Origin of the sequence: Tatumella terrea, from assembly GCF_039523755.1 — a bacterium.
In the GTDB taxonomy this organism is placed as follows: domain Bacteria; phylum Pseudomonadota; class Gammaproteobacteria; order Enterobacterales; family Enterobacteriaceae; genus Tatumella; species Tatumella terrea.
Window position 1 is genome coordinate 279,893 of the sequence record NZ_BAAAFX010000002.1, and the last position, 22,178, is coordinate 302,070.

Sequence of the window (22,178 nt, forward strand, 5' to 3'; positions counted from 1 at the left end):
GACTGCTCCCTCTGCCCGGCACTGTTAAGCGCTGTGCAACGGGACCGGCAAGGATCTCTGCCATGCTCCACTGGACCGCTACACAAAAGAATGTCGCTTTTTCCTGTTTTACCAGCTGGATGCTGGATGCCTTCGATTTTTTTATCCTTGTCTTCGTCCTCAGTGATCTGGCGGACTATTTCCATCGCAGTATGACGGAAGTTTCGCTGGCGATCATGCTGACACTGGCGGTAAGACCGGCAGGGGCTCTGTTATTTGGCTGGCTGGCGGAAAAGTATGGTCGCCGGCCGATACTGATGCTGAATATCGTGATGTTCTCGCTGTTTGAGCTGTTATCGGCCTGGTCTCCGACCTTTACCGCATTCCTGATTTTCCGGGGGCTTTACGGTGTGGCCATGGGAGGTATCTGGGGCGTCGCCTCCTCACTGGCGATGGAGACGATCCCGGATCGCTCACGCGGTCTGATGTCCGGAGTTTTTCAGGCCGGTTATCCCTGCGGTTATCTGCTGGCCTCGGTGATCTTCGGGCTCTGCTATACGCTGCTCGGCTGGCGGGGCATGTTTCTGGTCGGGACTGCGCCGGTGCTGCTCCTGCCGTTTATCTATTTTAGGGTGCCTGAATCCCCGGTCTGGCTGGCGTCGAAAGCGAAAGCCGAAAAGTATGCGTTATTACCGATCATCAGACAGCATGCCAGGTTATGTCTTTATCTGGTGTTACTGATGGCCTGCTTCAATTTCTTCAGCCACGGGACGCAGGATTTATATCCGACTTTCCTGAAAATACAGCATCAGTTTGATGCTCATACCATCAGTGTGATCGCCATCAGCTATAACATCGCGGCTATGGCGGGGGGGATCGGCTTTGGTTTACTTTCTGAGAAGATTGGCCGTAAAAAAGCAATTATGCTGGCCTCGTTTCTGGCACTGCCGGTCCTGCCTCTGTGGGCATTTTCATCGGGGTCCTGGATGATTGGCCTGGGGGCATTTTTAATGCAGTTTATGGTGCAGGGAGCCTGGGGAGTGATCCCGACCTGGCTGACCGAACTGGTGCCGGCGAATGCCCGTGCCGTCCTCCCGGGCTTCGTCTATCAGTCCGGTAATCTGATAGCCTCGGTGAATGCGACGTTGCAGTCGGGTATCGCCTCTGCCCACGGTGGAAATTACGGACTGAGTATGGCTCTGGTCGCCGGAGTGGTGGCGGTACTGATTTGTCTGCTGACCGCGCTGGGCAAAGAAACCCGGGGGATGACGATCACCGGCAAAGAATAACGGCGGCCCCCGGGCCGCCGGGGGCGTTACTGGCTGACATCCACCCAGCGGGCTTCCGTCAGTTCTGCCATGCGCTGTGGGGTGATACGCACGCAGCTATGTGTGCTGCCGGCGGCGGGCAGCACTTCGCTGAATGCCTGCAGCGAAACATCACAATAGATCGTTAACGGATTCTCCAGCCCGAAAGGGCAGACCCCGCCGACCGGATGCCCGGTCGCATTGATAACCTCATCCACACTGAGCATCCTGGCTTTGGCCCCCAGGGTGGCTCTGAGCTTTTTGTTATCCAGCCGTGCGTTTCCGCTCATTACAACCAGAATAATTTCCTGCTTCACTTTCAGTGACAGGGTCTTCGCAATTTGTCCGGGTTCGACCCGATGGACCCGGGCTGCCATATCGACAGTCGCGGTACTTTCTGCGGCTTCTATGACTTCAATATCCGGGGCATGCTCAGCAAAGAACTGCTGTACCGACTGCAGACTCATTTTATTCTCCAGGAATTTTTCAGATTTAAAAATTGCCATAAGCGGAGGAGGCTGTAAACGCTTCTGCGGGAAATTACACCGGGTTTGGTGAAAAAACTTTTTTGTGCTCAGGAAGCATAAAATAAGTTGAAAATGATAACTACTATCATATGATATTGAAAATCATTCTCGTTAATAGGGTTTATTGATGGAAATGGCGATGGTAGCGTCAGGATCGTTGTGGATATTCAGCTGGATGATGGGCAAAAAGATCGACAGCGGCTGGGGCGTTTTGCTGCCCTGTGCGGCAATGCCGGTCTTTGCGCTCTGGCATCCCGGGTTTGAGCAATGGCGGATCATTATGCTGATGGCGTTGATACTGACGCTGGTGATGTTATTACATCCCCGTTTACGTCATTACCTGTTACTGCCTGCCTGTCTGGTCGTTTCCGGCAGTGTAGCCGCAATGGTGGTGAATTTCCCTTAGCGGGTACCGGATAAGCAAAGCATCAAAGGGGATCACGATAGCTGTGAAGTAAGGATAAAAACGGGAAATAACAGAAACAGCACGCGGGATAACAGAAAGGTTTAGCAGAGAAGACAACGTGGTGCGAAGAGAGGGACTTGAACCCTCACGTCCGTTAAGACACTAACACCTGAAGCTAGCGCGTCTACCAATTCCGCCACCTTCGCATCTGTGTTGTCTGTTCATCGATTGTCCTGGTGCGAAGAGAGGGACTTGAACCCTCACGTCCGTTAAGACACTAACACCTGAAGCTAGCGCGTCTACCAATTCCGCCACCTTCGCAGTATTCAGGATAATGATGAAACATGTGGTGATTGGTGCGAAGAGAGGGACTTGAACCCTCACGTCCGTTAAGACACTAACACCTGAAGCTAGCGCGTCTACCAATTCCGCCACCTTCGCATACCATCAATACAAAAAGATTGTATTGTTACCACGGAGGCGCATTGTAGAGATTTTACACCCCGCGTCAACTGATATTTCGCTGAGCGGAGTGTGACTGCTGTAAAAACCAGCAGACGCTGCGGTGGCCGGCAGAAGCAGGTCAGCCGCCGGTATTATTTCGCCCGGCTGCCCCGTCCGTATACGCTGCGGTACACGCGGAATTTGCCGGTCTGCGCCAGTATCTCGTGATTACCGAAGGTCTCTTCCAGAATTTGCGGGTACGGGAGGAAGGCATTCGCCACAATACGCAGTTCACCGCCGGTATTCAGGTGTTTTGCTGCACCGCGGATCAATGCTGAGGCCGCGTCCAGGCTGGTCTGTAATCCGTCATGGAACGGCGGGTTAGAGATGATCATATCGAAACGGCCACTGACGTCTGAGAAAACGTTACTGGCGAACACTTCACCTTCCACACCGTTTGACGCTAACGTCGCTTCACTGGCGGCCAGGGCGGCGGCATTCACATCGGTCAGCCACAGACGGACTTTCGGTGAATGTTTTGCCAGAGCCACCGAGAGCACGCCCGCACCGCATCCCATATCCAGCACTTTGCCTTTGGTATGTGGTGTCAGGGTGGAAAGTAGCAGCGCACTGCCGTTATCCAGGCCATCGCGGCTGAAGACGCCCGGGAGAGTATCAATGGTCAGGGTCTCTGTCTGGTATTGCTCCCGGAATTCAGCGATATCGAATGCCGGCTGAGTTTCCAGCTGGCCGTGATACAGACCACAGCGGCGGGCGCTGTCGATTTTCTCTAACCGGGCCCACGGGGCCAGCAGGGTTTCTGCGCTACGGACGCCGCTGCGGTTTTCGCCGATCACGAAGATATCGCAACCGACGGGCAGCAGGGACAGCAGATTCTGTAACTGAAAACGGGCTTCCGGCTTATTTTTTGGCCAGTAATACACCAGAGTGTCGCAGCCGTTGACCATAGCGGCATCGGCCGCCAGGCTGAAGCTGGCATCTTCACCCATCAGCTGGCTCAGTTTTTGCCAGTGGTGATATTGCTGGGTATGAACTTTGCGGGAAGCCGTCACCAGATGGGCGGGCAGGTCATCCTGCAGGTCCCCGGCAAATAAAACCTGACGGGTTTCGAATTCTTCACTGTGGCGCAGTATGACTTCACTGGCCGGTGTATATACGGACATGTTAGCTCCTTATTCTTAAGCCGGATGATTATAGTGGTTTGTTGGCGCATGTACGATGGGTTTGCTAGCATAGACACGCAATCTTCTTCAGGACGGATAAATGCATGGCAGGCAGGCGCGACTGGTTATTACAGCAGATGGGTATTACGCAATATCGTTTACATCGCCCACGGGTGCTCCGGGGGGAGGTGGCTGTTCGTCTGCGCGCGGAAACCCGGCTGGTGATTGTCACCTCAGAGACACTCTCTCTGACACCTGCATTTATGCAGGACGTGTTGCGTACTCTGGACCTTAATGAACATCAGTTATTAATACTGACAGAGCGGCAACTTTCTATGCTGCCGGCGCCGGTGCCTTGTGCCCTGTGGCTTCTGGGGGTTCCGGCCGAAAAACAGTATGCCGGGGTGCAACTGACCACGCCGCCACTGGCAGAACTTATTGATAACAGCGAAGCGAAACGTAACCTGTGGCAACAGATAATAACTTATGACAGTCATTTCTTTTCTCGCGCCTGAAGATCAGGCGCTGGCGCTGGCGCTGGCGATAGAGCAGCGCAGCCACGCCTTTCCCTGGTCGGCTGAAACCTTTGCCGGCAATCACGGTGAGCGTTACCTCAATCTGCGGGTGGACGCCGACGGAAAAATGGCAGGATTTGCCATTACTCAGATAGTCCTCGACGAAGCTTCGCTATTTAATATTGCGGTCGACCCGCAATTCCAGCGTCGGGGGTTCGGAAAACAACTGCTCGAACATCTGGTGGCCTTGCTGACAGAGCGCGGTGTACTGACCCTGTGGCTGGAAGTTCGTGAGTCCAATGCCGCCGCGATTGCGCTCTATGAACAGATGGGATTTAACCAGGTCTCCCGCCGGGCGCGTTACTATCCGACGGCGACCGGTCGTGAAGATGCTCTTCTCATGGCGCTGGTCTTGTAATCAGCACCCAATTTCGCGGAGATTTCATGCTTAATACTCTGGATTGCATCATTTTCGATGCCGATGAAACACTGTTTGCTTTTGATGCCTTTCAGGGGTTACAGAAGATGTTTCAGGCTTATGATGTTGTTTTTTCTGCAGATGACTATCAGGCTTATCAGGCGGTCAATAAACCCCTCTGGGTCGATTATCAGGACGGAAAAATCACTGCGGCTCAGTTGCAGACCCGCCGTTTTATTCCCTGGGCCACCCGTCTGAATGTGTCTGCGGAAACGCTGAACCATAACTTCCTGCTGGCGATGGCGGAGATCTGTCAGCCACTGGAGGGGGCAGCGGCATTACTCGACAGCGTAAAAGGCAAGGTCCGGCTGGCTATCATCACCAACGGGTTCACGGCATTACAGCAGGCCCGTCTGCAGCGTACCGGATTCGGTGAGTATTTTGATGCGCTGGTCATTTCTGAGCAGGTCGGCGTAGCAAAACCGGATCCTGTGATTTTCGAACATACCCTGAAACTGTTAGGTAATCCGGCCCCGGAGCGGGTACTGATGGTCGGGGATACTCCGGAATCGGATATTCTGGGGGGCATCAAGGCCGGAATGAAAACCTGCTGGTTAGATCATGGCGTCCGGACTCTGCCGGACACGATCCACCCGACCTGGCAGGTACAGAACCTGGCCGGGTTGCAGCAGTTATTAACCGGCCGCGGCTGAGAACCGATGGCGGACGGTTACGACAGGCTGGCGTCCGCGTCGGAAAGCAGATGGCGATAAAAGGTCTGCGCCAGTGCTGACTGTTCGTTGGCCGGGGCCGCCAGGTAGATGTCGCAGGGTGGCAGGTCATCCAGCGGAAAGTGATAAAGCCCGTCCAGCGCGGGGTTACCGGCAATAAACGTCTGTGGCATGACGGTAAACCCCAGCCCCTGGCGCACGGCATTCAGTATCAGGTCATAGGACTCAATATCCGACTGCCGTGAATAGCTCAGTTCCTGCTGGCTTAGCCACTGACGAGCCAGCAGATAGTAGAAACAGCTTTCACCGAAGCTGAATAAGGTCAGCCCTGCGGCCTGAGCCTTAAACTGCTGCTGATCCGCCAGATGGGTGACCAGTGACAGGCTTTCCGGCGCGAAAAAATGGGTTTTCAGCGCCGGATGCTGAACCGGACCATCGACCAGAATCATATCCAGATCCCCGCGAAGTAATCTCTCCATCAGCGGTAATGACGAATCACAGCAAATATTAATCTGTACCTGAGGGTTCTGCTGCATAAAACGGATAACCGGTGCCTGTAAGCGGCCTTTCAGTGCCACGTCCAGCACCCCGAGCCGGAGTGTTCCCTGCAACAAGGCGTGGCGGAAAAAGGTCCGGCACTGCCGGCTCTGCTCCAGCAACTGCTGTGCCTGCGGATAAAAAGCCCGACCTTCCGGCGTCAGTGTCAGACGCTGTTTGTCACGGTTAACCAGGGGCACTTCCAGGCTGGCTTCCAGTTCTTTAATGCGGGTACTGACATTGGACGGAACACAGCACATCCGATCTGCCGCGGCCGCGATACTGCCTTCTTCCACCAGTGCGCAGAAAAAACTTAACTGATGCAGTTTTAATAGCATGCTGACTCCGTCATACACATAATCGCTATAAAACGCTGTGCCAGGCGGCCAGCGTGATGAATGAAAACAGGATACCGTAACTTTGCAGGGCATTGGCCAGTTCCGGTCTGAGCCCTGCCCGTTGTGCCATCATGGCGGCCGCAATCATCGGCGCCATGCCGGCCTGTAACAGTGACACACTGACAACCTGATGGCTGAGTGAGGAAAACCCGGTGGATAACAACCAGACCAGGGCCGGAGCGGCAATCAGTTTCCAGCAGGTCCCGGTGATCAGTGGGCCGAGCAACAGACGCGGAGGACGAAGCCGGATTTGTAAACCGGTGCTGAACAGCGCCAGTGGCGTCATCGTGGCCCCGATGGTGGCCAGCGGGGTCTGAAGTATTTCCGGCAGTCCGCCAAAAGGTTTGAGCGCGAGGCTGACGATAAGCGCGATAAACGGCGGGAAGGTCACAATTCGTGTGGCTACACTGCGCAGGCTGACTCCGCTTCCTGAGCAGAACGCCATCGTCACCACACCTGCCGTGGACAGAATAATAAAACTGCCTAACTGGTCGGCGATAACCGCTATTTTCAGCCCGTCAGCCCCGTAGTAGCCGGAGATCACCGGGAAACCCATAAAGGAGGTATTGCCGATACCGGCCACTAAGACCAGTACGCCACACACTTCCCGTGACCAGCCCGCGAAACGCCATGCCAGCAGGGCAACCGCCACAGCCCCCAGAAAGACCACCCACATACTCAGTACCGGAAACAGACCGGAGGTATCAATGCAGGTGTGCGGAATCAATGTCAGAATAACGCAGGGCAGTGCAATGGTGATAAGCCACCAGTTTACTGAAGGCACCAGTTGCTGAGGATAGCGTCCCGTACAGCGGACACCTGCGCCAATCAGCAGACAGAGGACCAGTAACATATTCATGGGCGTTCCTGTCATGATATTGCACGGTCGCGGGCGTTACCGCCAGGCGGGGAGAGGCACTCCCCGCGTGCGATTAGTGATAGTCGATATAGACGGTTTTACGTTTTACGTATAACTGATAGCCGTGTTCGCCATCGTCGCCCCCCAGACCGGAGAGTTTCCAGCCCGCATGGAAGCCGTTGATCTCCTCAGGCCCGTGACGGTTGATATACACTTCACCGTACTCCAGGGCGTCAGACAGGGTCAGTGCAACCGACAGATCCCGGGTATAGAGATAAGAGCTGAGCCCGTATTCAGAGTCATTGGCCTTTTCAATCACTTCCTCAGGCGTATCAAAGACGACCACCGGCAATATCGGACCAAAGACTTCTTCCCGCAGGATGCGCGCATTATCCGGCAGATCGGTGACGATGGCGGGAGCCACCCAGTTCCCTCCCTGCAGTTCAGGGTCGCGGGGTAATTCCGCCTGCCATATCACTTTGCCGCCTTCCTGCAGCGTTTCCTTCATCAGCGCTTCCACATGTTCTTTTTCCGGAACAGAGACTTTAGGGCCAACCGTTGTCGATTCTGCCATCGGATCACCCACCAACACGCCGGCGGCCGCTTTCAGCAGTGCCTGAATAAAAGCGTCATAAACCCCGCGCTGCACATAAGTTCGTTCGTTACAGATACAGACCTGACCGCAGTTTGACATCCGCGCATTCAGGGCATCGGTAGCGGCCCGCTCAATATCGGCATCGTTCATTACAATGAAGGGGGCTTTTCCTCCCAGTTCCAGTGATACCGGGATCACTTTCTCCGCGGCATTTTTCATTATCTGTTTACCGGCGCCGGTAGACCCGGTCATGGTAATCAGTGCAATGTCCGGATGTTTTACCAGCGCATCGCCAACGACGCGTCCGGTACCGCAGACCACATTGATGACACCCGCCGGGATCCCCGCCTTCTGACTCAGCGTGGCCAGGGCCAGGGCACTGAGGGGAGTCACCTCACTGGGTTTAACCACAATCGTGTTCCCGGCCACGATGGCAGGAGCGGTTTTACGGATAAACAGGGCGAGCGGGAAATTCCAGGGCGTAATCGCCCCGACCACTCCCAGAGGGACTTCACGGGTCACGGAGTGTTGTCCCGGGGCGCTGGCGGCAAGGACTTCACCCTGATTTCGCCAGGCAAAGCTTGCCGAGTAACGCAACATGGTGAGTGCCATCTCCACTTCACCGCGGGCTTCACTCAATGGTTTACCTTGTTCGGTCACCAGCAGATGAGCCAGTGCTTCAGCATGTTCTTTAACCTGCTCAATCCATGCCCCGAGGAAGGCTGCGCGCTCCGGCTGGGGTTTTTTAGCCCAATGCTTCCGGGCTGTCGCTGCCTGCCTGACGGCCTGGTCGACGGTTGTTTTATCCCCGGTGGCGACCCGCGTAATGACTTTACCGGTCGACGGGTTAAGGACCTCATCGCTTTCAGACGCGGAAACCCACTGACCATTGATAAAATGCGAGGGCTGTTCAGGGAGCAGATGCTTAAACAGGTGAGTCATAGACACTCCTTAGCTTAGGGACAGAGATAAAAAGAAGACGTTAGTCTGCAAGCGGGGTGGGTTGCAGGATCTCAATCCAGTAGCCGTCAGGGTCTTTGATAAACGCGACGTATTTCATCCGGCCTTCAGATAATTTTTTGCGAAAAGGCACGGATAACTGCTCAAAGCGTTCACAGGCCTTGCGGACATCCGGCACGGTGACGCAGAGATGGCCAAACCCCTGCGGGTCACTGTTACCGTCGTGATAGCTGAATCCGGCGTCTTTTTCGGTACCGTGGTTCCAGGTCAGCTCAAGTACGCCTGGCTGGCTTAATACCCACTCTTTGAGAACCTCGTCATCCTGGGGAATTTCTGCAATGGGTCGGCGGACCAGGTAAACAATGGTAAATGCCGCCTCTTCAAAGCGTTCCTCATAGACCGGAACAAACCCGAGAACACGACTGTAAAAATCAATAGCGACCGGGAGGTCTTTCACGCGGATCATCGTATGATTGAATACATAGCCGGCGGCCAGCAGGTTATCGCCCGCATTGATCCGGTATTTATCAATTAAGTCAGATAATGGCATGGTCAATTCCCTCATCGTTGATGAATAACAGGGTGTTTATCAGTACCGACGCAGGAGTATTCCGGCTCTGCGCGGTCACCCCGGCGAGGGAGAGAAGGCACGGCGAACACCGTTTTGCGGTTCCCGCAAAGCGATGCGTTTCCTTCCTTCCCCGTGGCTGATGAGATAAGCCTGGCAGATAACCGGAGTGCACGGTATTAACTTTTTTAGCAAAAAGTTATTCACTTTTAGTGAAGTAAGGTGAAGCAGGCCGTTTAGCAGGGGACTGCAGACGGATAGCAAGCGCCGGGCGAGGGTGCCGGAGATAAGTGCAGGCAGCGGCGGTGAGAGAAACAGACTCAGCCGGCTAAGGGCCGTCCGGGGAGGTCAGAGTAAGAGAAGACTGAAGACTGGGATGGGGTATGTGCAGGCAGCGGCGGTGAGAGAAACAGACTCAGCCGGCTAAGGGCCGTCCGCGAAGGTCAGAGTAAGACAAGGCTGAAGACTGTGGTGGGGTATGTGCAGGCAGCGGCGGTGAGAGAAACAGACTCAGTCGGCTAAGGGCCGTCCGCGAAGGTCAGAGTAAGACAAGGCTGAAGACTGTGGTGGGGCTGGCTCAGGCAGCGCAGGGCAGACAAGTGACCGCCGCCGGAATCGTCCGGCGGCGGTCGGGGCGGCCGGTCAGCGACCGGCAGGGCGTTTTTTACGTGGCCGGTATCGCTGCGGCGTGGCCGGTTTTTTTGCTGCCGGACGCGCAGGTGCTGCGGGTTTCTCTGCATCCTCTTCCGGATCCTCCTGCGGGACGGGCTGGCTGGCCGTGAGCAGAAAGGGGGATTGCTGCCAGTGGGTCCGCCGGTTCCTGAGCAGTGTCTGGCTCAGCACCAGACCGATCGCCAGCGCCAGCAACAGCATCAGTCGCAGGATATTGGTGGTGTTATCCACCTGCCGGGATTCGGTCGCCAGCACGTGTGTGTCCAGAGTGATGCGCAGAAAACCCAGTGGCCCGTTTTTTCCGATGACGGGCTGGACCAGCTGGTGGCTGAAATAACTGCCGGCCCGCTGGCCATCGAGTGCCAGCCGGTCACGCACGGTAATATTCTCCCCGCTTTCTGCGATGACGGCCCCGGTCGTGTCATAGAGTGAGGCATCCAGAATACGGCTTCGGGTGGTCAGCTGTTTTAAAATGGCATCGATACGCGCCTGGTGTTCATTGCTGTCATCCATTAGCGGTTCGAGACTAAAAGCGACCTGCCGGGCAAGGGTCTGAGCCAGTTCCTCCGCCTGGGTTGACTGAACTTTCTGGTGATTCTGACTAAACCAGGAGGCTCCCTGCATCAGTAATACCAGTAATGCCAGACAGACCAGCGTAATGACAGTCCGGTGCAGTTTGATCTTCATTTTTTGCTGTGCCATGGGCGGCGGATCTCATTCCTGAGGTGAATATTCGAGATGACTTATGGTTTATGTTGCCAGAATAGCTGCACTCGGGGTAGCCTCTTGCGTGGTTTTGTTGTCCCCCTACAGGAGTTCTGATGCCGAACCGTCTTACCTGGTGCGATCTGCCTGCGGATGTTGCGCAATGGCCGGGTCTGCCTTTATCTCTGAGTGGTGATGAAGTGATGCCACTGGATTATCGTGCCGGGAGTACCGGCTGGTTACTTTACGGACAGGGGCTGGATAAACAGCGACTGACCGATTATCAGCACCGTTTAGGGGCTGCGATGGTTATCGTCAGTGGCTGGTCTGTTGACGATGTTCAGGTCATCCGGCTTGCCGGTTCGCTGACACCAAGAGCCAGTAAACTGGCCCATGACAGCGGACTGGATGTCGTTCCTTTAGGTAACCTCCCGCATCTGAAAACCCCCGGGTTACTGGTAATGGATATGGATTCCACCGCGATAGAGATCGAATGTATCGATGAAATCGCCAGACTGGCAGGGTGTGGCGAACAGGTCGCGGAAGTCACAGAACGCGCGATGCGCGGAGAACTGGATTTTGAAGAAAGCCTGCGCCAGCGGGTGGCCGCCCTGAAAGATGCCGATGCCGGTATCCTCAGACAGGTGCGTGATGAGTTGCCGCTGATGCCGGGATTACGTTATCTGGTGCGTGAATTGCAGAAGTATGACTGGAAGGTGGCGATAGCGTCCGGCGGTTTTACCTTCTTTGCCGATTACCTGCGCGATGAACTGGACCTGGTGGCTGTTGCTGCCAACGAACTGGAAATCTTTGACGGGCGTCTGACAGGTAAGGTCATTGGTCAGGTCGTGGATGCGAAATATAAAGCCGTGACGCTGGAAAAACTGGCCGCACGTTTTGAGATCCCGCCACAGCAGACGGTGGCGATCGGTGACGGTGCAAACGACCTGGTGATGATGAAAGCCGCCGGGTTAGGCATTGCGTACCATGCCAAGCCGAAGGTGAATGAAAAGGCGCGGGTCAGCATCCGTAATGCATCCCTGCTCGGGGTGCTGTGTATTCTGAGTGGTAGTTTGATCCACGAACAGCGATAAGCTGAGGAGTAGTTTTGGCCAAAGCGGCAAAACGTGCCTATGTCTGTAATGAATGTGGCGCTGATTATCCCCGCTGGCAGGGGCAATGCAGTGCCTGTCAGGCATGGAATAGTATTACCGAGGTGCGTATCGCCTCTACCCCTGCGGCTGCCCGCAGTGAGCGGTTATCCGGTTACGCCGGCAGCGCCGGAGTGTCTAAGGTACAGAAGCTTTCAGAAATCAGTCTGGAGGCCTTGCCACGCTTCTCCACCGGGTTTATCGAGTTCGACCGGGTATTAGGCGGCGGCGTGGTGCCCGGCAGCGCAATTTTGATCGGCGGCAGCCCGGGCGCCGGAAAATCCACATTACTGCTACAGACGCTTTGCAAGTTGTCAGAGCAGATGAAGACGTTGTATGTGACCGGTGAAGAGTCCCTGCAGCAGGTAGCGATGCGTGCTCACCGGCTGGGATTACCGACCGAAAACCTGAATATGCTGTCGGAAACCAGTATTGAGCAAATCTGCCAGATTGCCGGCGAAGAGAAACCCGGCCTGATGGTGATCGATTCTATCCAGGTGATGCATATGGCGGATGTTCAGTCATCCCCCGGCAGCGTCGCGCAGGTCAGAGAAACGGCCGCGTATCTGACCCGTTTTGCCAAACTGCAAGGCGTGGCCATCATTATGGTCGGGCATGTGACTAAAGATGGCTCACTGGCCGGCCCGAAGGTACTTGAACACTGTATCGACTGTTCGGTATTACTGGATGGTGATGCGGATTCCCGCTTCCGGACCTTACGCAGTCATAAAAACCGTTTCGGTGCGGTGAATGAACTGGGTGTATTCGCGATGACCGGGCAAGGGATGCGTGAGGTGAGTAATCCTTCCGCCATCTTCCTGTCCCGCGGTGAGGAAGTGACCTCCGGAAGTTCAATCGTCGTAGTCCGCGAAGGGACGCGTCCTTTGCTGGTCGAAATTCAGGCGCTGGTAGACCACTCGATGATGGGGAACCCGCGACGGGTGGCTGTGGGTCTGGAACAGAACCGGCTGGCGATTTTACTGGCGGTGCTTCACCGGCATGGTGGCCTGCAAATGGCCGACCAGGACGTATTTGTCAATGTGGTCGGCGGGGTGAAAGTGACCGAAACCAGTGCTGACCTGGCGTTATTGCTGGCGCTGGTTTCCAGCCTGCGCGATCGTCCGTTGCCTCAGGATCTGGTTATCTTTGGTGAGGTCGGGCTGGCCGGTGAGATCCGCCCTGTCCCTGGCGGCCAGGAAAGGATCAGTGAAGCCGCCAAGCATGGCTTCCGGCGAGCGATCGTTCCGGCGGCCAATGTTCCGAAGAAGCCGCCGGAAGGGATGAAAGTCTATAGTGTGAAAAAACTGGCTGATGCGCTGGATATCTTCGACGAACTGGCCTGAGGCCGGACAGACAGCGGACTTTTTTCAGGCTCAATTGCAGTATTCAGTGTTGCAGTTAAGCCTGCAGCGCCAGTCCCCGGAGCAGAGTGACAGATACGCTCTGCCTGCGAATAGTTAAGAGGCACTGAATGTCGACTTACGATTATTTAAAAACGGCAATCCGCCAGCAGGGGCATACACTGCAACAAGTGGCCGATGCCTGTGATATGACCAAGGGCTACCTCAGTCAGCTGATTAATGCAAAAATTAACAGCCCGAGTGCCCGTAAACTGGAAGCCTTACACCGTTTTCTTGGCCTGGAATTTCCCCGCCGGGAAAAGACGGTCGGGGTGGTTTTTGGTAAGTTTTATCCGCTACACACCGGTCATATCTATCTTATCCAGCGTGCCTGCAGCCAGGTCGATGAGTTGCACATCATCATGGGGCACGATGACCCGCGGGATCGTCTGCTGTTTGAAAACAGTGCCATGTCAGAACAGCCGACCACCAGCGATCGCCTGCGCTGGCTGCTTCAGACCTTTAAATATCAGAAAAATATCCGGATTCATTCCTTTAACGAAGAAGGAATGGAACCGTACCCCCATGGCTGGGATGTCTGGAGCCGCGGGATGACCAACTTTATGTCGGAACACGGGATTACCCCGGACCGGGTATATACCAGTGAAGCGGCCGATGCGCCGATGTTTGAGAAGTATCTGTCGATACAATCAGTCCTGGTGGATCCCGATCGTTCTTTTATGAATATCAGTGGTAAGCAAATCCGTCAGGATCCTTTCCGCTACTGGGAATATATTCCTACCGAAGTGAAGCCATTCTTTGTGCGTAAGGTGGCGTTACTGGGCGGTGAATCCAGCGGTAAGTCGACGCTGGTGAATAAGCTGGCGAATATCTTCAATACCACCAGTGCATGGGAATACGGGCGTGATTATGTCTTCTCACATCTGGGGGGCGATGAGATTGCGCTGCAATATTCAGATTACGATAAGATTGCCCTCGGTCAGGCACAATATATTGATTTTGCTGTAAAATATGCAAACAAGGTCGCCTTTATTGATACGGATTTCGTGACCACTCAGGCTTTCTGTCTTAAATATGAAGGGCGACGACATCCCTTTGTGCAGGCGATGATCGATGAATACCGCTTCGATTTGGTGATCGTGCTCGAAAATAATGTGCCCTGGGTCGCTGATGGTTTACGTAGCCTGGGGAGTTCGGTGGATCGCCGTGAGTTTCAGGGTCTGTTACTGGATATGCTGGCAGAGAATAATATCGATTATGTCCGGGTCGAGGAAGATGATTATGACTCACGTTTTCTTCGTTGTATCGAGCTGGTGAAGCATATGCTGGAGCATCCGGCAGAACAGCCCCCGGTCATTCGTAAACCCTGAAGGGCAGGGGGGGGGGCGCCTTTTTCGCCTGCTTAACGAGGTCGAATTAAGAGATAAAGGATAATCCCGTTGGGTGCGTTTGAACTCAGTCATCATCACGTTCTCCGGATTTACGTCCGGAACGTGTCAACCCTCTTCAGGACGGGTCATGCCCGTAAAAAAAGCCACCGGCATTCACCGGTGGCTTTTTTACAGGAATAACCGGTAATTACTTGGTCATACGCTTGTACTTGATACGTTTTGGTTCCAGTGCATCGGCACCCAGGGTACGTTTTTTGTACTCTTCATATTCGGTGAAGTTACCTTCAAAGAAGGCAACATTCCCTTCATCCTGATAATCCAGAATATGAGTTGCAATACGGTCAAGGAACCAACGGTCGTGGGAAATAACCATCGCGCAGCCCGGGAATTCGAGCAGCGCATTTTCCAGCGCACGCAGGGTTTCCACGTCCAGGTCGTTGGTCGGTTCATCCAGCAGCAACAGGTTACCGCCGACCTGCAGCAGTTTTGCCAGGTGCAGACGGCCACGTTCACCACCGGACAGTTCGCCTACGCGTTTGCCCTGATCGGTGCCTTTGAAGTTAAAGCGGCCAACGTAGGCACGGCTTGGCATTTCAAAGTTGCCGATCTTCATAATGTCCTGACCCCCGGACACTTCTTCCCAGACGGTCTTACTGTTATCCATGGCATCACGGAACTGATCCACCGAGGCCAGTTTCACCGTCTCGCCCAGGGTCACAGAGCCGGAATCCGGTTGCTCCTGGCCTGAAAGCATACGGAACAGTGTCGATTTACCGGCACCGTTAGGACCGATGATCCCGACAATGGCTCCTTTTGGTACAGAGAAAGAGAGATCGTCGATCAATACGCGGTCGCCGTAGCTTTTCGTCAGGTGTTCAACTTCGATCACCTTATCGCCCAGGCGAGCCCCTGGCGGGATAAACAGTTCGCTGGTTTCGTTACGTTTCTGATAATCGACGCTGTTCAGCTCTTCAAAACGGGCCAGACGCGCTTTGCCTTTAGACTGACGGCCTTTCGCTCCCTGACGCACCCATTCCAGCTCTTTCTCGATTGACTTACGGCGGGCGGCTTCAGATGAAGCCTCCTGGGCCAGACGCTGATCTTTCTGCTCAAGCCAGGAGGAGTAGTTACCTTCCCATGGGATCCCTTCACCGCGGTCCAGTTCGAGGATCCAGCCCGCCACATTGTCCAGGAAGTAACGGTCATGGGTAATCGCAACGACGGTACCTTCAAAGTCGTGCAGGAAGCGTTCCAGCCAGGCGACAGACTCTGCATCCAGGTGGTTCGTCGGTTCATCCAGCAACAGCATATCCGGCTTTTCTAACAGCAGACGGCACAGTGCAACACGACGACGTTCACCCCCGGAAAGGTTCGCAATTTTTGCATCCCAGTCCGGCAGACGCAGGGCATCCGCCGCACGTTCAAACTGGGTATTAATGTTGTGACCATCGTGCGCCTGGATGATCTCTTCCAGACGTCCCTGCTCGGCGGCCAGTTTATCAAAATCAGCCTCCGGCTCGGCGTAGAGCGCATAGACTTCGTCCAGACGTTTCAGGGCGCCGACAACTTCAGCCATCGCTTCTTCCACGGACTCACGTACCGTGTGTTCAGGATTCAGCTGAGGTTCCTGTGGCAGATAGCCGATTTTCAGGCCAGGCTGCGGGCGGGCTTCACCTTCAATGTCGGTATCAATCCCGGCCATGATACGTAACAGCGTTGATTTACCTGCACCGTTAAGACCGAGAACCCCGATTTTTGCGCCGGGGAAAAAACTCAGAGAGATATTTTTCAGTATGTGACGCTTCGGCGGGACGACTTTGCCCACGCGATGCATGCTGTAAACGAATTGAGCCACGGAAATGAGCCTCTTTTAATACATAGTGTTCATAGGAATTCAGGCGGCAAGTGTAGCCTTTTTCACGACATATTCACACCCACTGTCGCTGAATGTCCGCCATCAGATAGCCTGCTGACCCGTGGCACGGAAGAGTACAGCAGACAGCCCTCCGGCCGCAGAGCGGCCTTATAACGGGTCGGTACGCGGAGGGACGCGCGGCCGGAAAAGAGAGCAGCGCTGCACCGGTAAGGTGATGATCAGCAGACACAGCAGAATCAGTCCGATCCCGGCCCAGCCAGTGAAAGGCAGTCGTTCACCGACCAGAGTGACCGCGAGCAGTGCAGCCACGACCGGTTCCGTCAGAGTCAGGGTGGTGGCGGTACTGGCCCGGATGCGGGCCAGGCCATAGCCGTAGCAAAGGTAGCCAATAAACATCGGGACCAGCGCCATATAGGCCCCTACGGCAGTATTCATCCGGCTGTCAAGCAAAGGCGCCCCGGTGAACAGCAATACCGGCAGCAACAGCAGGGCACCGGCACCAAAGGTGGCTCCCATGGCTGCGCTGGCGCTGACCCCGTTTTGCATCATCCGCCGGGCGGACCAGGAATAGAGAGCATAAGTAAAACCGGCCACCAGTCCGAGCAGGATCCCGACCGCGATGTGCAGGCCATTACCTGCGGACGCCACATGGCTTTCTGCGAGACATAACAGCACCATTCCGGCGACGCCGGTCAGGGCACCGAGGGTCCACTGGCGGCTCAGTGGATGCTTATCAAACCCATATTCGATCAGGGCAGAAAGCAGAGGCGCTGAACCGATGGAGACGACCGTACCTGCCGCGACACCGGCATTGTGCATAGAGGTGTAAAAGGCCAGCGGATAGATACCCACAGCCAGAGCGCCAATCAGTAAATAGCGGAAGTTCCCGGCGATCCGCCGACGCTGACGCAGTACCGGACGTAATGCGATCAGGGCCTGCAGCAGCCCCCCGGTCCCCATGGCGACGGAACCAATCGCCAGCGGGCTGACACCGGTGGCGAAAGTGGCCGCGGTTCCGGTCGTGCCCCACAGAATCGCAGCCATCAGGACGGCCATTATCCCCGGCAGAGTGCGGGTATCGGACTGGCTCATAAGGCCTCCATTAAGGCTTTCGCCATCGATCCCGCCTGACGAACACAGTCACCGTTACCTTCCAGGCCGGCACGGGAGGCACTGCCCTCCAGCAGAAAAGCCAGATGGCGGGCCAGCAGACGACAGCGCTGCGGGTCTGAAACAAGCTGGCAAAGGTGGCTGTTCAGTATCGCCTCCACTTCCTCTTTATGCTGGCGGATAGCCTGCCGGCCGGGCGCGCCGGCGGGCAGTTCGGCGGCTGCGTTCAGTAGTCCACAGCCGCGGAACCCGGCCTCATAAGCCACCCCGGCATGATCCGCATACGCGTCAAACACCGCCATCACGCCCTCCCGCGGGTTAGTGACCCGCGCCGCCCTTTTCTGATAGAGATCCAGCCACTCCTGATGCCGCACCGTCAGATAGACGGCAATCAGTTCGTCTTTTGAACTGAAATTGTTATACAGACTTTTTTTCGCTACCCCGGCTCGTTTTACGATGGCATCAATCCCGGTAGCGGTGATCCCGTAGTTATAAAACAGCACACGGGCCGCATTGATCAGTTTGTCATGGGCGGAAATTTTGTCGCGCTGTATCGCAGTCATGGCAATGCTCTCGGATTAAGTAGGTAGACCAGTATACTTACTTTTTCTCCCGGATCGAGATCGGTCAGAAAAAAAACGGCAGCAGAACACCCTTGCGGTATTCAGAGAGTTCCGGAAATGGCGGGGCGACCAACACCGGCCACGTCAGGGGAACGTACCGGGGAGATTCCCCGTTATAGTGAGTGCGACACGTGCTATAACTAAAGATGACCCGGCCAGCCCGGCGATAAATTCCCCCTGTATCCCGCAGATTTGTTCAGTATGATTGCCCTTCGTGGAGAATTATTCTGTGAGTCAGTCCGGGTAAATTTTCAGCCAGCCATAGCAAGTCAGGGGGCAACCCGTTAGCATGGAAGACTGCCAGTGATACGGTATTCAACGCCAGGCGACAAGAGGAGAGAAGTGTGATTAAGTGGAAGAACTGGGTATTAGGTCTCTGTCTGACGGGAATTGCAGGGATAAGTCAGGCCGATTCCTTAGATCAGCAGCGCCTGCGTTATCAGCAAATCAAACAAGCCTGGGATAATAATCAGATGGACACGGTTGATCAGTTGCTGCCGTCGCTGAAGGATTATCCGCTTTATCCGTACCTTGAATACCGCCTGATCTCTCAGGATCTCGATCAGGAAACCCCGCTGGCGGTGACCAACTTTATTAACCAGTACCCGACTTTGCCTTCTTCTTATAGCCTGAAAGGCCGCTTTATCAATGAGCTTGCCCGCCGTCAGGACTGGCAGGGGATCATCAGTTTCAGTCCGAATCCGCCAGGCCCGGTACAGGCGCGGTGTAACTGGTATTACGCCAACTGGGCGACCGGTAAACAAGCTATCGCCTGGGAAGGTGCTAAGAAACTGTGGATGACGGGGGCTAATCTGCCTTCAAGCTGTGATGCTTTGTTCACGGCATGGCAATCCTCCACCACATTCTCCCCGCAGTCCGTGCTGCTACGGATTGAATTAGCCTTTAATGACGGTAATGATGCATTGGTAAGAAAGTTAATTGCCATGCTGCCAGCCGATTACGGCACTCTGGCCGGGGCGCTTGGCGCGCTGCAACAGAACCCTCAGGGATTAAGCCTGTTTGCCGGTGCCGTGTCGCCCACCGATTTCAGCCGTGAAATTACCCGCATCGCGTTTGCCAGGCTGGCCCGGCAGGATGCGGATAATGCGAGAGCGATGATCCCTGTGCTGGCTTCTGAACAGAAAATGAGTGATGAGGAAGTCCAGCATCTGAAGGAGGATGTCGCCTGGCAATATATGGGCACCGATATCACCTCAGAACAACTGCGCTGGCGTGACAACGTGGTGATGGATAGTGATTCGACCGCTCTGATCGAGCGCCGGGTCAGACAGGCGATTTCAGATGATGACCACCGGGGGCTGAATACCTGGATTGCCCGGTTACCGGTAGAAGCGAAACAGAAAGATGAATGGCAGTACTGGCAGGCAGAATTACTGCTGGAGCAAGGGCATAAGCCGGAAGCGCAGCAGATTTTACGTGATCTGATGCAGCAACGCGGGTTTTATCCGATGGTCGCTGCTCAGAAACTGGGCGTACCTTACCATTTAACGATAGATCCGGCCCCGGCCCCGACGACCGCCATCACTCAGGGGGCCGAAATTGCCCGGGTCAGAGAACTGATGTACTGGGGGATGGATAACCTGGCCCGCAGTGAATGGGTAAACCTTATCCGCAGCAAACCCCGCACTGAGCAGCAAATGCTGGCACGCTACGCAGACGAACAGGACTGGTGGGATCTGAGTGTTCAGGCGACCATTACTGCAAAAATGTGGGACAGCCTGAAAGAGCGGTTCCCGCTCGCCTGGCAGCAATACTACCAGCAGTACGCTGCAGGCAAAGCGATCCCTGTAAGCTACGCCATGGCGATTTCCCGTCAGGAAAGTGCCTGGAACCCGAAAATCCGCTCCCCCGTCGGCGCCAGTGGTTTAATGCAGGTCATGCCGGGAACGGCGGCACATACCGTGAAAATGTTCCCGGTCAGCGATTACGTGAACAGCAGTCAGTTGCTCGACCCGCAGATGAATATTCAGATCGGGATGCAGTACCTGGATTATGTCTATCGTCAGTTCGACCAGAATCGTATCTTTGCATCTGCCGCCTACAATGCAGGGCCCGGGCGGGTACGTAAATGGCTGACAGTCAGTGCCGGTAAGCTGGATGCCGTAGGCTTCATCGAAACCATCCCGTTTGCTGAAACACGTAACTACGTGAAAAACGTGCTGGCTTATGATGCCTATTACCGTTATTTCCTGGGCCAGCCTGATCAGATAATCCAGGACCCGGAGTGGAATCGTCGCTACTGAGTGTGCTATGCTTCCGTACTCTTCAACGAGTACGGAAGTCTCCTATGCTGCCTGATGCACCTGCGGACGAAAATTTTGAAGTTAACTGGTCACGTTATGTGATGCTGCTGCAACAGGCAGTGCATGATAAGCAAGCAGAAACTCTGCTCCGGTTAATGATGACCCCGGACGAGCGTGAGGCATTAGCCACACGTTTGCGGATAATTGAAGAGCTGATGCGGGGTGAACTGAGCCAGCGGCAGCTAAAAGATCAGCTGGGGGTGGGTATTGCTACCATTACCCGTGGCTCGAACAGTCTGAAAGAGTCGCCGGCGGAACTGCGTCAGTGGCTCGAAACCCTGCTACCGAAACTCTGAGTGTTATGGCAGCGTCGCCTGCTGATAAAGCGGATGCTGCATCGAACACAGCGCCAGTAACAGTGCCTGATGATATACCGACGTGCGTGTCAGCAGGCCGTCAGTGATAACACTGATGGCGCCTCCCTTTTGCTTAATATTCTCAATACCGGTCAGTCCGGCCATGACATGTCCCAGTTCCTGTCCCTGACGGAGCGCATCCATAATCGTGGACGGCAGGGGTAAACTGGCCGAGCGGGATTCCGCCCGGGTGGCAGAGTTTTCGATAACAATCCAGCCAAACGTCTGATTTTCATCAATACCGGCTTCTATCGCGACCCAGAAATCAGCCTCCGGATGCTGCTGACGCGCATTGAATACCCTCTGGCGTGCCCCCGTCAGGGTTTCCTGACTACTCATTGGCTGATCTGCTACACCACTCTCAGTTTCTGCCCCCGATATGTGGCACTGATCAGGGCCGAAAACGTCAGCGAAGGCCCCGGTAATGGCTTTGATTTTTGCCGGGTTGCGGGTAGCGGCGACAACATGGTACATAATGGTTAACTCACTTCGGGCAGTGGCTGGATCTGCCTCAGTATAATGGATAGGTAACATGCTACAAGTCTTTCTGGTTCGTCATGGTGAAACACAATGGAATGCCGAACGCCGCCTGCAGGGACAGAGTGATAGCCCTTTAACCGCTCTGGGAGAGCAGCAGGCCAGGCAGGTCGGAGAGCGTCTGAAATCGTACGGGATCACCCATATCATCAGCAGTGATCTGGGACGTACGCAGCAAACCGCAGCTATCATCGCGGAGTGTATCGGGTGTTCAGTACAATCAGATCCTCGCCTCAGGGAATTAAATATGGGGGTGCTGGAAACCCGTATTCTGAGCGGACTGACCACAGAAGAAGAAGGCTGGCGACAGTCGCTGGTGGACGGAACCTGTGAGGGGCGTATCCCGCAGGGGGAGAGTATGTCTGAAGTCGCCAGCAGAATGCGACAGGCGCTGGATGCCTGCCGGGAATTGCCTGCCGGAAGCCGCCCTTTACTGGTCAGCCACGGTATGGCGCTGGGCACGCTGATTAATACGTTACTTGGCCTGCCAGCCTGGGCCGAAAGACGCCTCAGGCTGAGAAACTGTTCTTTGTCGCGGGTCGATTTTCAGCACAGTCCCTGGCTGGCAGACGGCTGGATCGTGGAAACGGCAGGGGATGTGGCACATCTCGGAATGGTCACTGAGAATGCCAGTCAGTAGACGT

At 55.1% G+C, this 22,178-nt stretch carries 22 protein-coding genes and 3 tRNA genes; 11 read left to right on the forward strand and 14 right to left on the reverse strand.

All coding sequences use genetic code 11. From position 1 onward, the window contains the following. The first annotated feature begins 62 nt into the window (after positions 1-62). Positions 63-1,268 (forward strand): MFS transporter, encoded by a 1,206-nt coding sequence (locus ABD035_RS01325; protein ID WP_425579697.1) that lies wholly within the window; start codon positions 63-65, stop codon positions 1,266-1,268. A gap of 26 nt (positions 1,269-1,294) precedes the next feature. Here the strand turns inward: ABD035_RS01325 and ABD035_RS01330 are convergent, their stop codons facing one another. Further along, positions 1,295-1,753: a YbaK/EbsC family protein gene (locus tag ABD035_RS01330; RefSeq protein ID WP_212713127.1), complete on the reverse strand. Its 459-nt coding sequence runs from the start codon at positions 1,751-1,753 to the stop codon at positions 1,295-1,297. Between the two features lie 187 nt (positions 1,754-1,940). Here ABD035_RS01330 and ABD035_RS01335 point away from each other — a divergent pair, with 187 nt between their 5' ends. Then, positions 1,941-2,219, forward strand: a complete 279-nt coding sequence (locus tag ABD035_RS01335; RefSeq protein WP_212713126.1) for a DUF1435 domain-containing protein — start codon at positions 1,941-1,943, stop codon at positions 2,217-2,219. Between the two features lie 119 nt (positions 2,220-2,338). Here the strand turns inward: ABD035_RS01335 and ABD035_RS01340 are convergent. The 4 genes from ABD035_RS01340 to rsmC all read right to left on the reverse strand — a co-directional run bounded on the left by ABD035_RS01340 (position 2,339) and on the right by rsmC (position 3,847). Then, positions 2,339-2,425, reverse strand: a tRNA-Leu gene (locus tag ABD035_RS01340). A 28-nt stretch (positions 2,426-2,453) separates the two neighbouring features. Further along, a tRNA-Leu gene (locus ABD035_RS01345) sits at positions 2,454-2,540 on the reverse strand. A 33-nt stretch (positions 2,541-2,573) separates the two neighbouring features. Further along, positions 2,574-2,660, reverse strand: a tRNA-Leu gene (locus ABD035_RS01350). 155 nt (positions 2,661-2,815) lie between these two features. Next, a complete protein-coding gene (gene rsmC, locus ABD035_RS01355) occupies positions 2,816-3,847 on the reverse strand; it encodes a 16S rRNA (guanine(1207)-N(2))-methyltransferase RsmC (protein ID WP_343867064.1) in 1,032 nt (343 codons plus the stop codon). A 104-nt stretch (positions 3,848-3,951) separates the two neighbouring features. Here rsmC and ABD035_RS01360 point away from each other — a divergent pair, with 104 nt between their 5' ends. Genes ABD035_RS01360 through yjjG form a run of 3 tightly spaced genes read left to right on the forward strand, consistent with a single transcriptional unit; the run spans position 3,952 to position 5,493 of the window. Continuing rightward, entirely contained in the window at positions 3,952-4,362 is a 411-nt protein-coding gene (locus tag ABD035_RS01360; RefSeq protein ID WP_343867066.1) for a DNA polymerase III subunit psi, read from the forward strand. Then, complete coding sequence (rimI, locus tag ABD035_RS01365) at positions 4,334-4,780, forward strand: ribosomal protein S18-alanine N-acetyltransferase (RefSeq protein ID WP_343867068.1); 447 nt, start codon at positions 4,334-4,336, stop codon at positions 4,778-4,780. The genes ABD035_RS01360 and rimI overlap by 29 nt, the downstream gene beginning before the upstream one ends. A 26-nt stretch (positions 4,781-4,806) precedes the next feature. Beyond that, on the forward strand, positions 4,807-5,493 hold the full coding sequence (gene yjjG / locus ABD035_RS01370) for a pyrimidine 5'-nucleotidase (RefSeq protein ID WP_343867070.1): 687 nt from the start codon (positions 4,807-4,809) through the stop codon (positions 5,491-5,493). 17 nt (positions 5,494-5,510) lie between these two features. Here yjjG and ABD035_RS01375 read toward each other — a convergent pair whose 3' ends face one another. The 5 genes from ABD035_RS01375 to ABD035_RS01395 form a co-directional block, all read right to left on the reverse strand. Further along, on the reverse strand, positions 5,511-6,386 hold the full coding sequence (locus tag ABD035_RS01375; protein ID WP_343867072.1) for a LysR family transcriptional regulator: 876 nt from the start codon (positions 6,384-6,386) through the stop codon (positions 5,511-5,513). A 25-nt stretch (positions 6,387-6,411) separates the two neighbouring features. After that, complete coding sequence (locus ABD035_RS01380; protein WP_343867074.1) at positions 6,412-7,305, reverse strand: AEC family transporter; 894 nt, start codon at positions 7,303-7,305, stop codon at positions 6,412-6,414. A 73-nt stretch (positions 7,306-7,378) separates the two neighbouring features. Next, entirely contained in the window at positions 7,379-8,842 is a 1,464-nt protein-coding gene (locus ABD035_RS01385; RefSeq protein ID WP_343867076.1) for an aldehyde dehydrogenase family protein, read from the reverse strand. A gap of 40 nt (positions 8,843-8,882) precedes the next feature. Continuing rightward, positions 8,883-9,410, reverse strand: coding sequence for a lactoylglutathione lyase (gene gloA / locus ABD035_RS01390; protein ID WP_212713118.1), 528 nt, complete (start codon positions 9,408-9,410; stop codon positions 8,883-8,885). Positions 9,411-10,070: 660 nt separating this feature from the next. Then, the gene (locus ABD035_RS01395; protein ID WP_343867079.1) at positions 10,071-10,802 is read right to left on the reverse strand and encodes a YtjB family periplasmic protein; all 732 of its coding nucleotides are present in this window, start codon (positions 10,800-10,802) and stop codon (positions 10,071-10,073) included. Between the two features lie 119 nt (positions 10,803-10,921). Between ABD035_RS01395 and serB the strand changes: the two genes are divergently transcribed. The 3 genes from serB to nadR all read left to right on the forward strand — a co-directional run bounded on the left by serB (position 10,922) and on the right by nadR (position 14,687). Then, the gene (gene serB, locus ABD035_RS01400; protein WP_343867081.1) at positions 10,922-11,899 is read left to right on the forward strand and encodes a phosphoserine phosphatase; all 978 of its coding nucleotides are present in this window, start codon (positions 10,922-10,924) and stop codon (positions 11,897-11,899) included. Between the two features lie 14 nt (positions 11,900-11,913). Beyond that, the gene (gene radA / locus ABD035_RS01405) at positions 11,914-13,299 is read left to right on the forward strand and encodes a DNA repair protein RadA (protein WP_212713115.1); all 1,386 of its coding nucleotides are present in this window, start codon (positions 11,914-11,916) and stop codon (positions 13,297-13,299) included. A gap of 128 nt (positions 13,300-13,427) precedes the next feature. Beyond that, on the forward strand, positions 13,428-14,687 hold the full coding sequence (gene nadR / locus ABD035_RS01410) for a multifunctional transcriptional regulator/nicotinamide-nucleotide adenylyltransferase/ribosylnicotinamide kinase NadR (RefSeq protein ID WP_212713114.1): 1,260 nt from the start codon (positions 13,428-13,430) through the stop codon (positions 14,685-14,687). A 208-nt stretch (positions 14,688-14,895) separates the two neighbouring features. Here nadR and ettA read toward each other — a convergent pair whose 3' ends face one another. The 3 genes from ettA to ABD035_RS01425 form a co-directional block, all read right to left on the reverse strand. After that, on the reverse strand, positions 14,896-16,563 hold the full coding sequence (gene ettA, locus ABD035_RS01415) for an energy-dependent translational throttle protein EttA (RefSeq protein ID WP_212713113.1): 1,668 nt from the start codon (positions 16,561-16,563) through the stop codon (positions 14,896-14,898). A gap of 168 nt (positions 16,564-16,731) precedes the next feature. Then, positions 16,732-17,676 (reverse strand): DMT family transporter, encoded by a 945-nt coding sequence (locus ABD035_RS01420; protein ID WP_343867084.1) that lies wholly within the window; start codon positions 17,674-17,676, stop codon positions 16,732-16,734. Beyond that, positions 17,673-18,257: a TetR/AcrR family transcriptional regulator gene (locus tag ABD035_RS01425; protein ID WP_343867086.1), complete on the reverse strand. Its 585-nt coding sequence runs from the start codon at positions 18,255-18,257 to the stop codon at positions 17,673-17,675. Before ABD035_RS01425 ends, ABD035_RS01420 begins: the two co-directional genes overlap by 4 nt. A gap of 404 nt (positions 18,258-18,661) precedes the next feature. Between ABD035_RS01425 and sltY the strand changes: the two genes are divergently transcribed. Continuing rightward, on the forward strand, positions 18,662-20,581 hold the full coding sequence (gene sltY / locus ABD035_RS01430) for a murein transglycosylase (protein WP_343867088.1): 1,920 nt from the start codon (positions 18,662-18,664) through the stop codon (positions 20,579-20,581). 44 nt (positions 20,582-20,625) lie between these two features. Further along, on the forward strand, positions 20,626-20,937 hold the full coding sequence (trpR, locus tag ABD035_RS01435; RefSeq protein WP_343867090.1) for a trp operon repressor: 312 nt from the start codon (positions 20,626-20,628) through the stop codon (positions 20,935-20,937). Positions 20,938-20,940: 3 nt separating this feature from the next. On the opposite strand, the gene yjjX is transcribed toward trpR, so the two are convergent. Beyond that, positions 20,941-21,471, reverse strand: coding sequence for an inosine/xanthosine triphosphatase (gene yjjX, locus ABD035_RS01440; protein WP_343867305.1), 531 nt, complete (start codon positions 21,469-21,471; stop codon positions 20,941-20,943). A 58-nt stretch (positions 21,472-21,529) separates the two neighbouring features. Between yjjX and gpmB the strand changes: the two genes are divergently transcribed. Continuing rightward, positions 21,530-22,174, forward strand: a complete 645-nt coding sequence (gpmB, locus tag ABD035_RS01445; RefSeq protein ID WP_343867092.1) for a 2,3-diphosphoglycerate-dependent phosphoglycerate mutase GpmB — start codon at positions 21,530-21,532, stop codon at positions 22,172-22,174. The last annotated feature ends 4 nt before the right edge of the window (positions 22,175-22,178 follow it).

Coding starts and splice junctions, on each gene's coding strand:
- ABD035_RS01325 (WP_425579697.1), top strand. CDS start 63: ATGCTCCACTGGACCGCTACACAAAAGAATGTCGCTTTTTCCTGTTTT.
- ABD035_RS01330 (WP_212713127.1), bottom strand. CDS start 1,753: ATGAGTCTGCAGTCGGTACAGCAGTTCTTTGCTGAGCATGCCCCGGAT.
- ABD035_RS01335 (WP_212713126.1), top strand. CDS start 1,941: ATGGAAATGGCGATGGTAGCGTCAGGATCGTTGTGGATATTCAGCTGG.
- rsmC (WP_343867064.1), bottom strand. CDS start 3,847: ATGTCCGTATATACACCGGCCAGTGAAGTCATACTGCGCCACAGTGAA.
- ABD035_RS01360 (WP_343867066.1), top strand. CDS start 3,952: ATGGCAGGCAGGCGCGACTGGTTATTACAGCAGATGGGTATTACGCAA.
- rimI (WP_343867068.1), top strand. CDS start 4,334: ATGACAGTCATTTCTTTTCTCGCGCCTGAAGATCAGGCGCTGGCGCTG.
- yjjG (WP_343867070.1), top strand. CDS start 4,807: ATGCTTAATACTCTGGATTGCATCATTTTCGATGCCGATGAAACACTG.
- ABD035_RS01375 (WP_343867072.1), bottom strand. CDS start 6,386: ATGCTATTAAAACTGCATCAGTTAAGTTTTTTCTGCGCACTGGTGGAA.
- ABD035_RS01380 (WP_343867074.1), bottom strand. CDS start 7,305: ATGAATATGTTACTGGTCCTCTGTCTGCTGATTGGCGCAGGTGTCCGC.
- ABD035_RS01385 (WP_343867076.1), bottom strand. CDS start 8,842: ATGACTCACCTGTTTAAGCATCTGCTCCCTGAACAGCCCTCGCATTTT.
- gloA (WP_212713118.1), bottom strand. CDS start 9,410: ATGCCATTATCTGACTTAATTGATAAATACCGGATCAATGCGGGCGAT.
- ABD035_RS01395 (WP_343867079.1), bottom strand. CDS start 10,802: ATGGCACAGCAAAAAATGAAGATCAAACTGCACCGGACTGTCATTACG.
- serB (WP_343867081.1), top strand. CDS start 10,922: ATGCCGAACCGTCTTACCTGGTGCGATCTGCCTGCGGATGTTGCGCAA.
- nadR (WP_212713114.1), top strand. CDS start 13,428: ATGTCGACTTACGATTATTTAAAAACGGCAATCCGCCAGCAGGGGCAT.
- ABD035_RS01420 (WP_343867084.1), bottom strand. CDS start 17,676: ATGAGCCAGTCCGATACCCGCACTCTGCCGGGGATAATGGCCGTCCTG.
- ABD035_RS01425 (WP_343867086.1), bottom strand. CDS start 18,257: ATGACTGCGATACAGCGCGACAAAATTTCCGCCCATGACAAACTGATC.
- trpR (WP_343867090.1), top strand. CDS start 20,626: ATGCTGCCTGATGCACCTGCGGACGAAAATTTTGAAGTTAACTGGTCA.
- yjjX (WP_343867305.1), bottom strand. CDS start 21,471: ATGTACCATGTTGTCGCCGCTACCCGCAACCCGGCAAAAATCAAAGCC.
- gpmB (WP_343867092.1), top strand. CDS start 21,530: ATGCTACAAGTCTTTCTGGTTCGTCATGGTGAAACACAATGGAATGCC.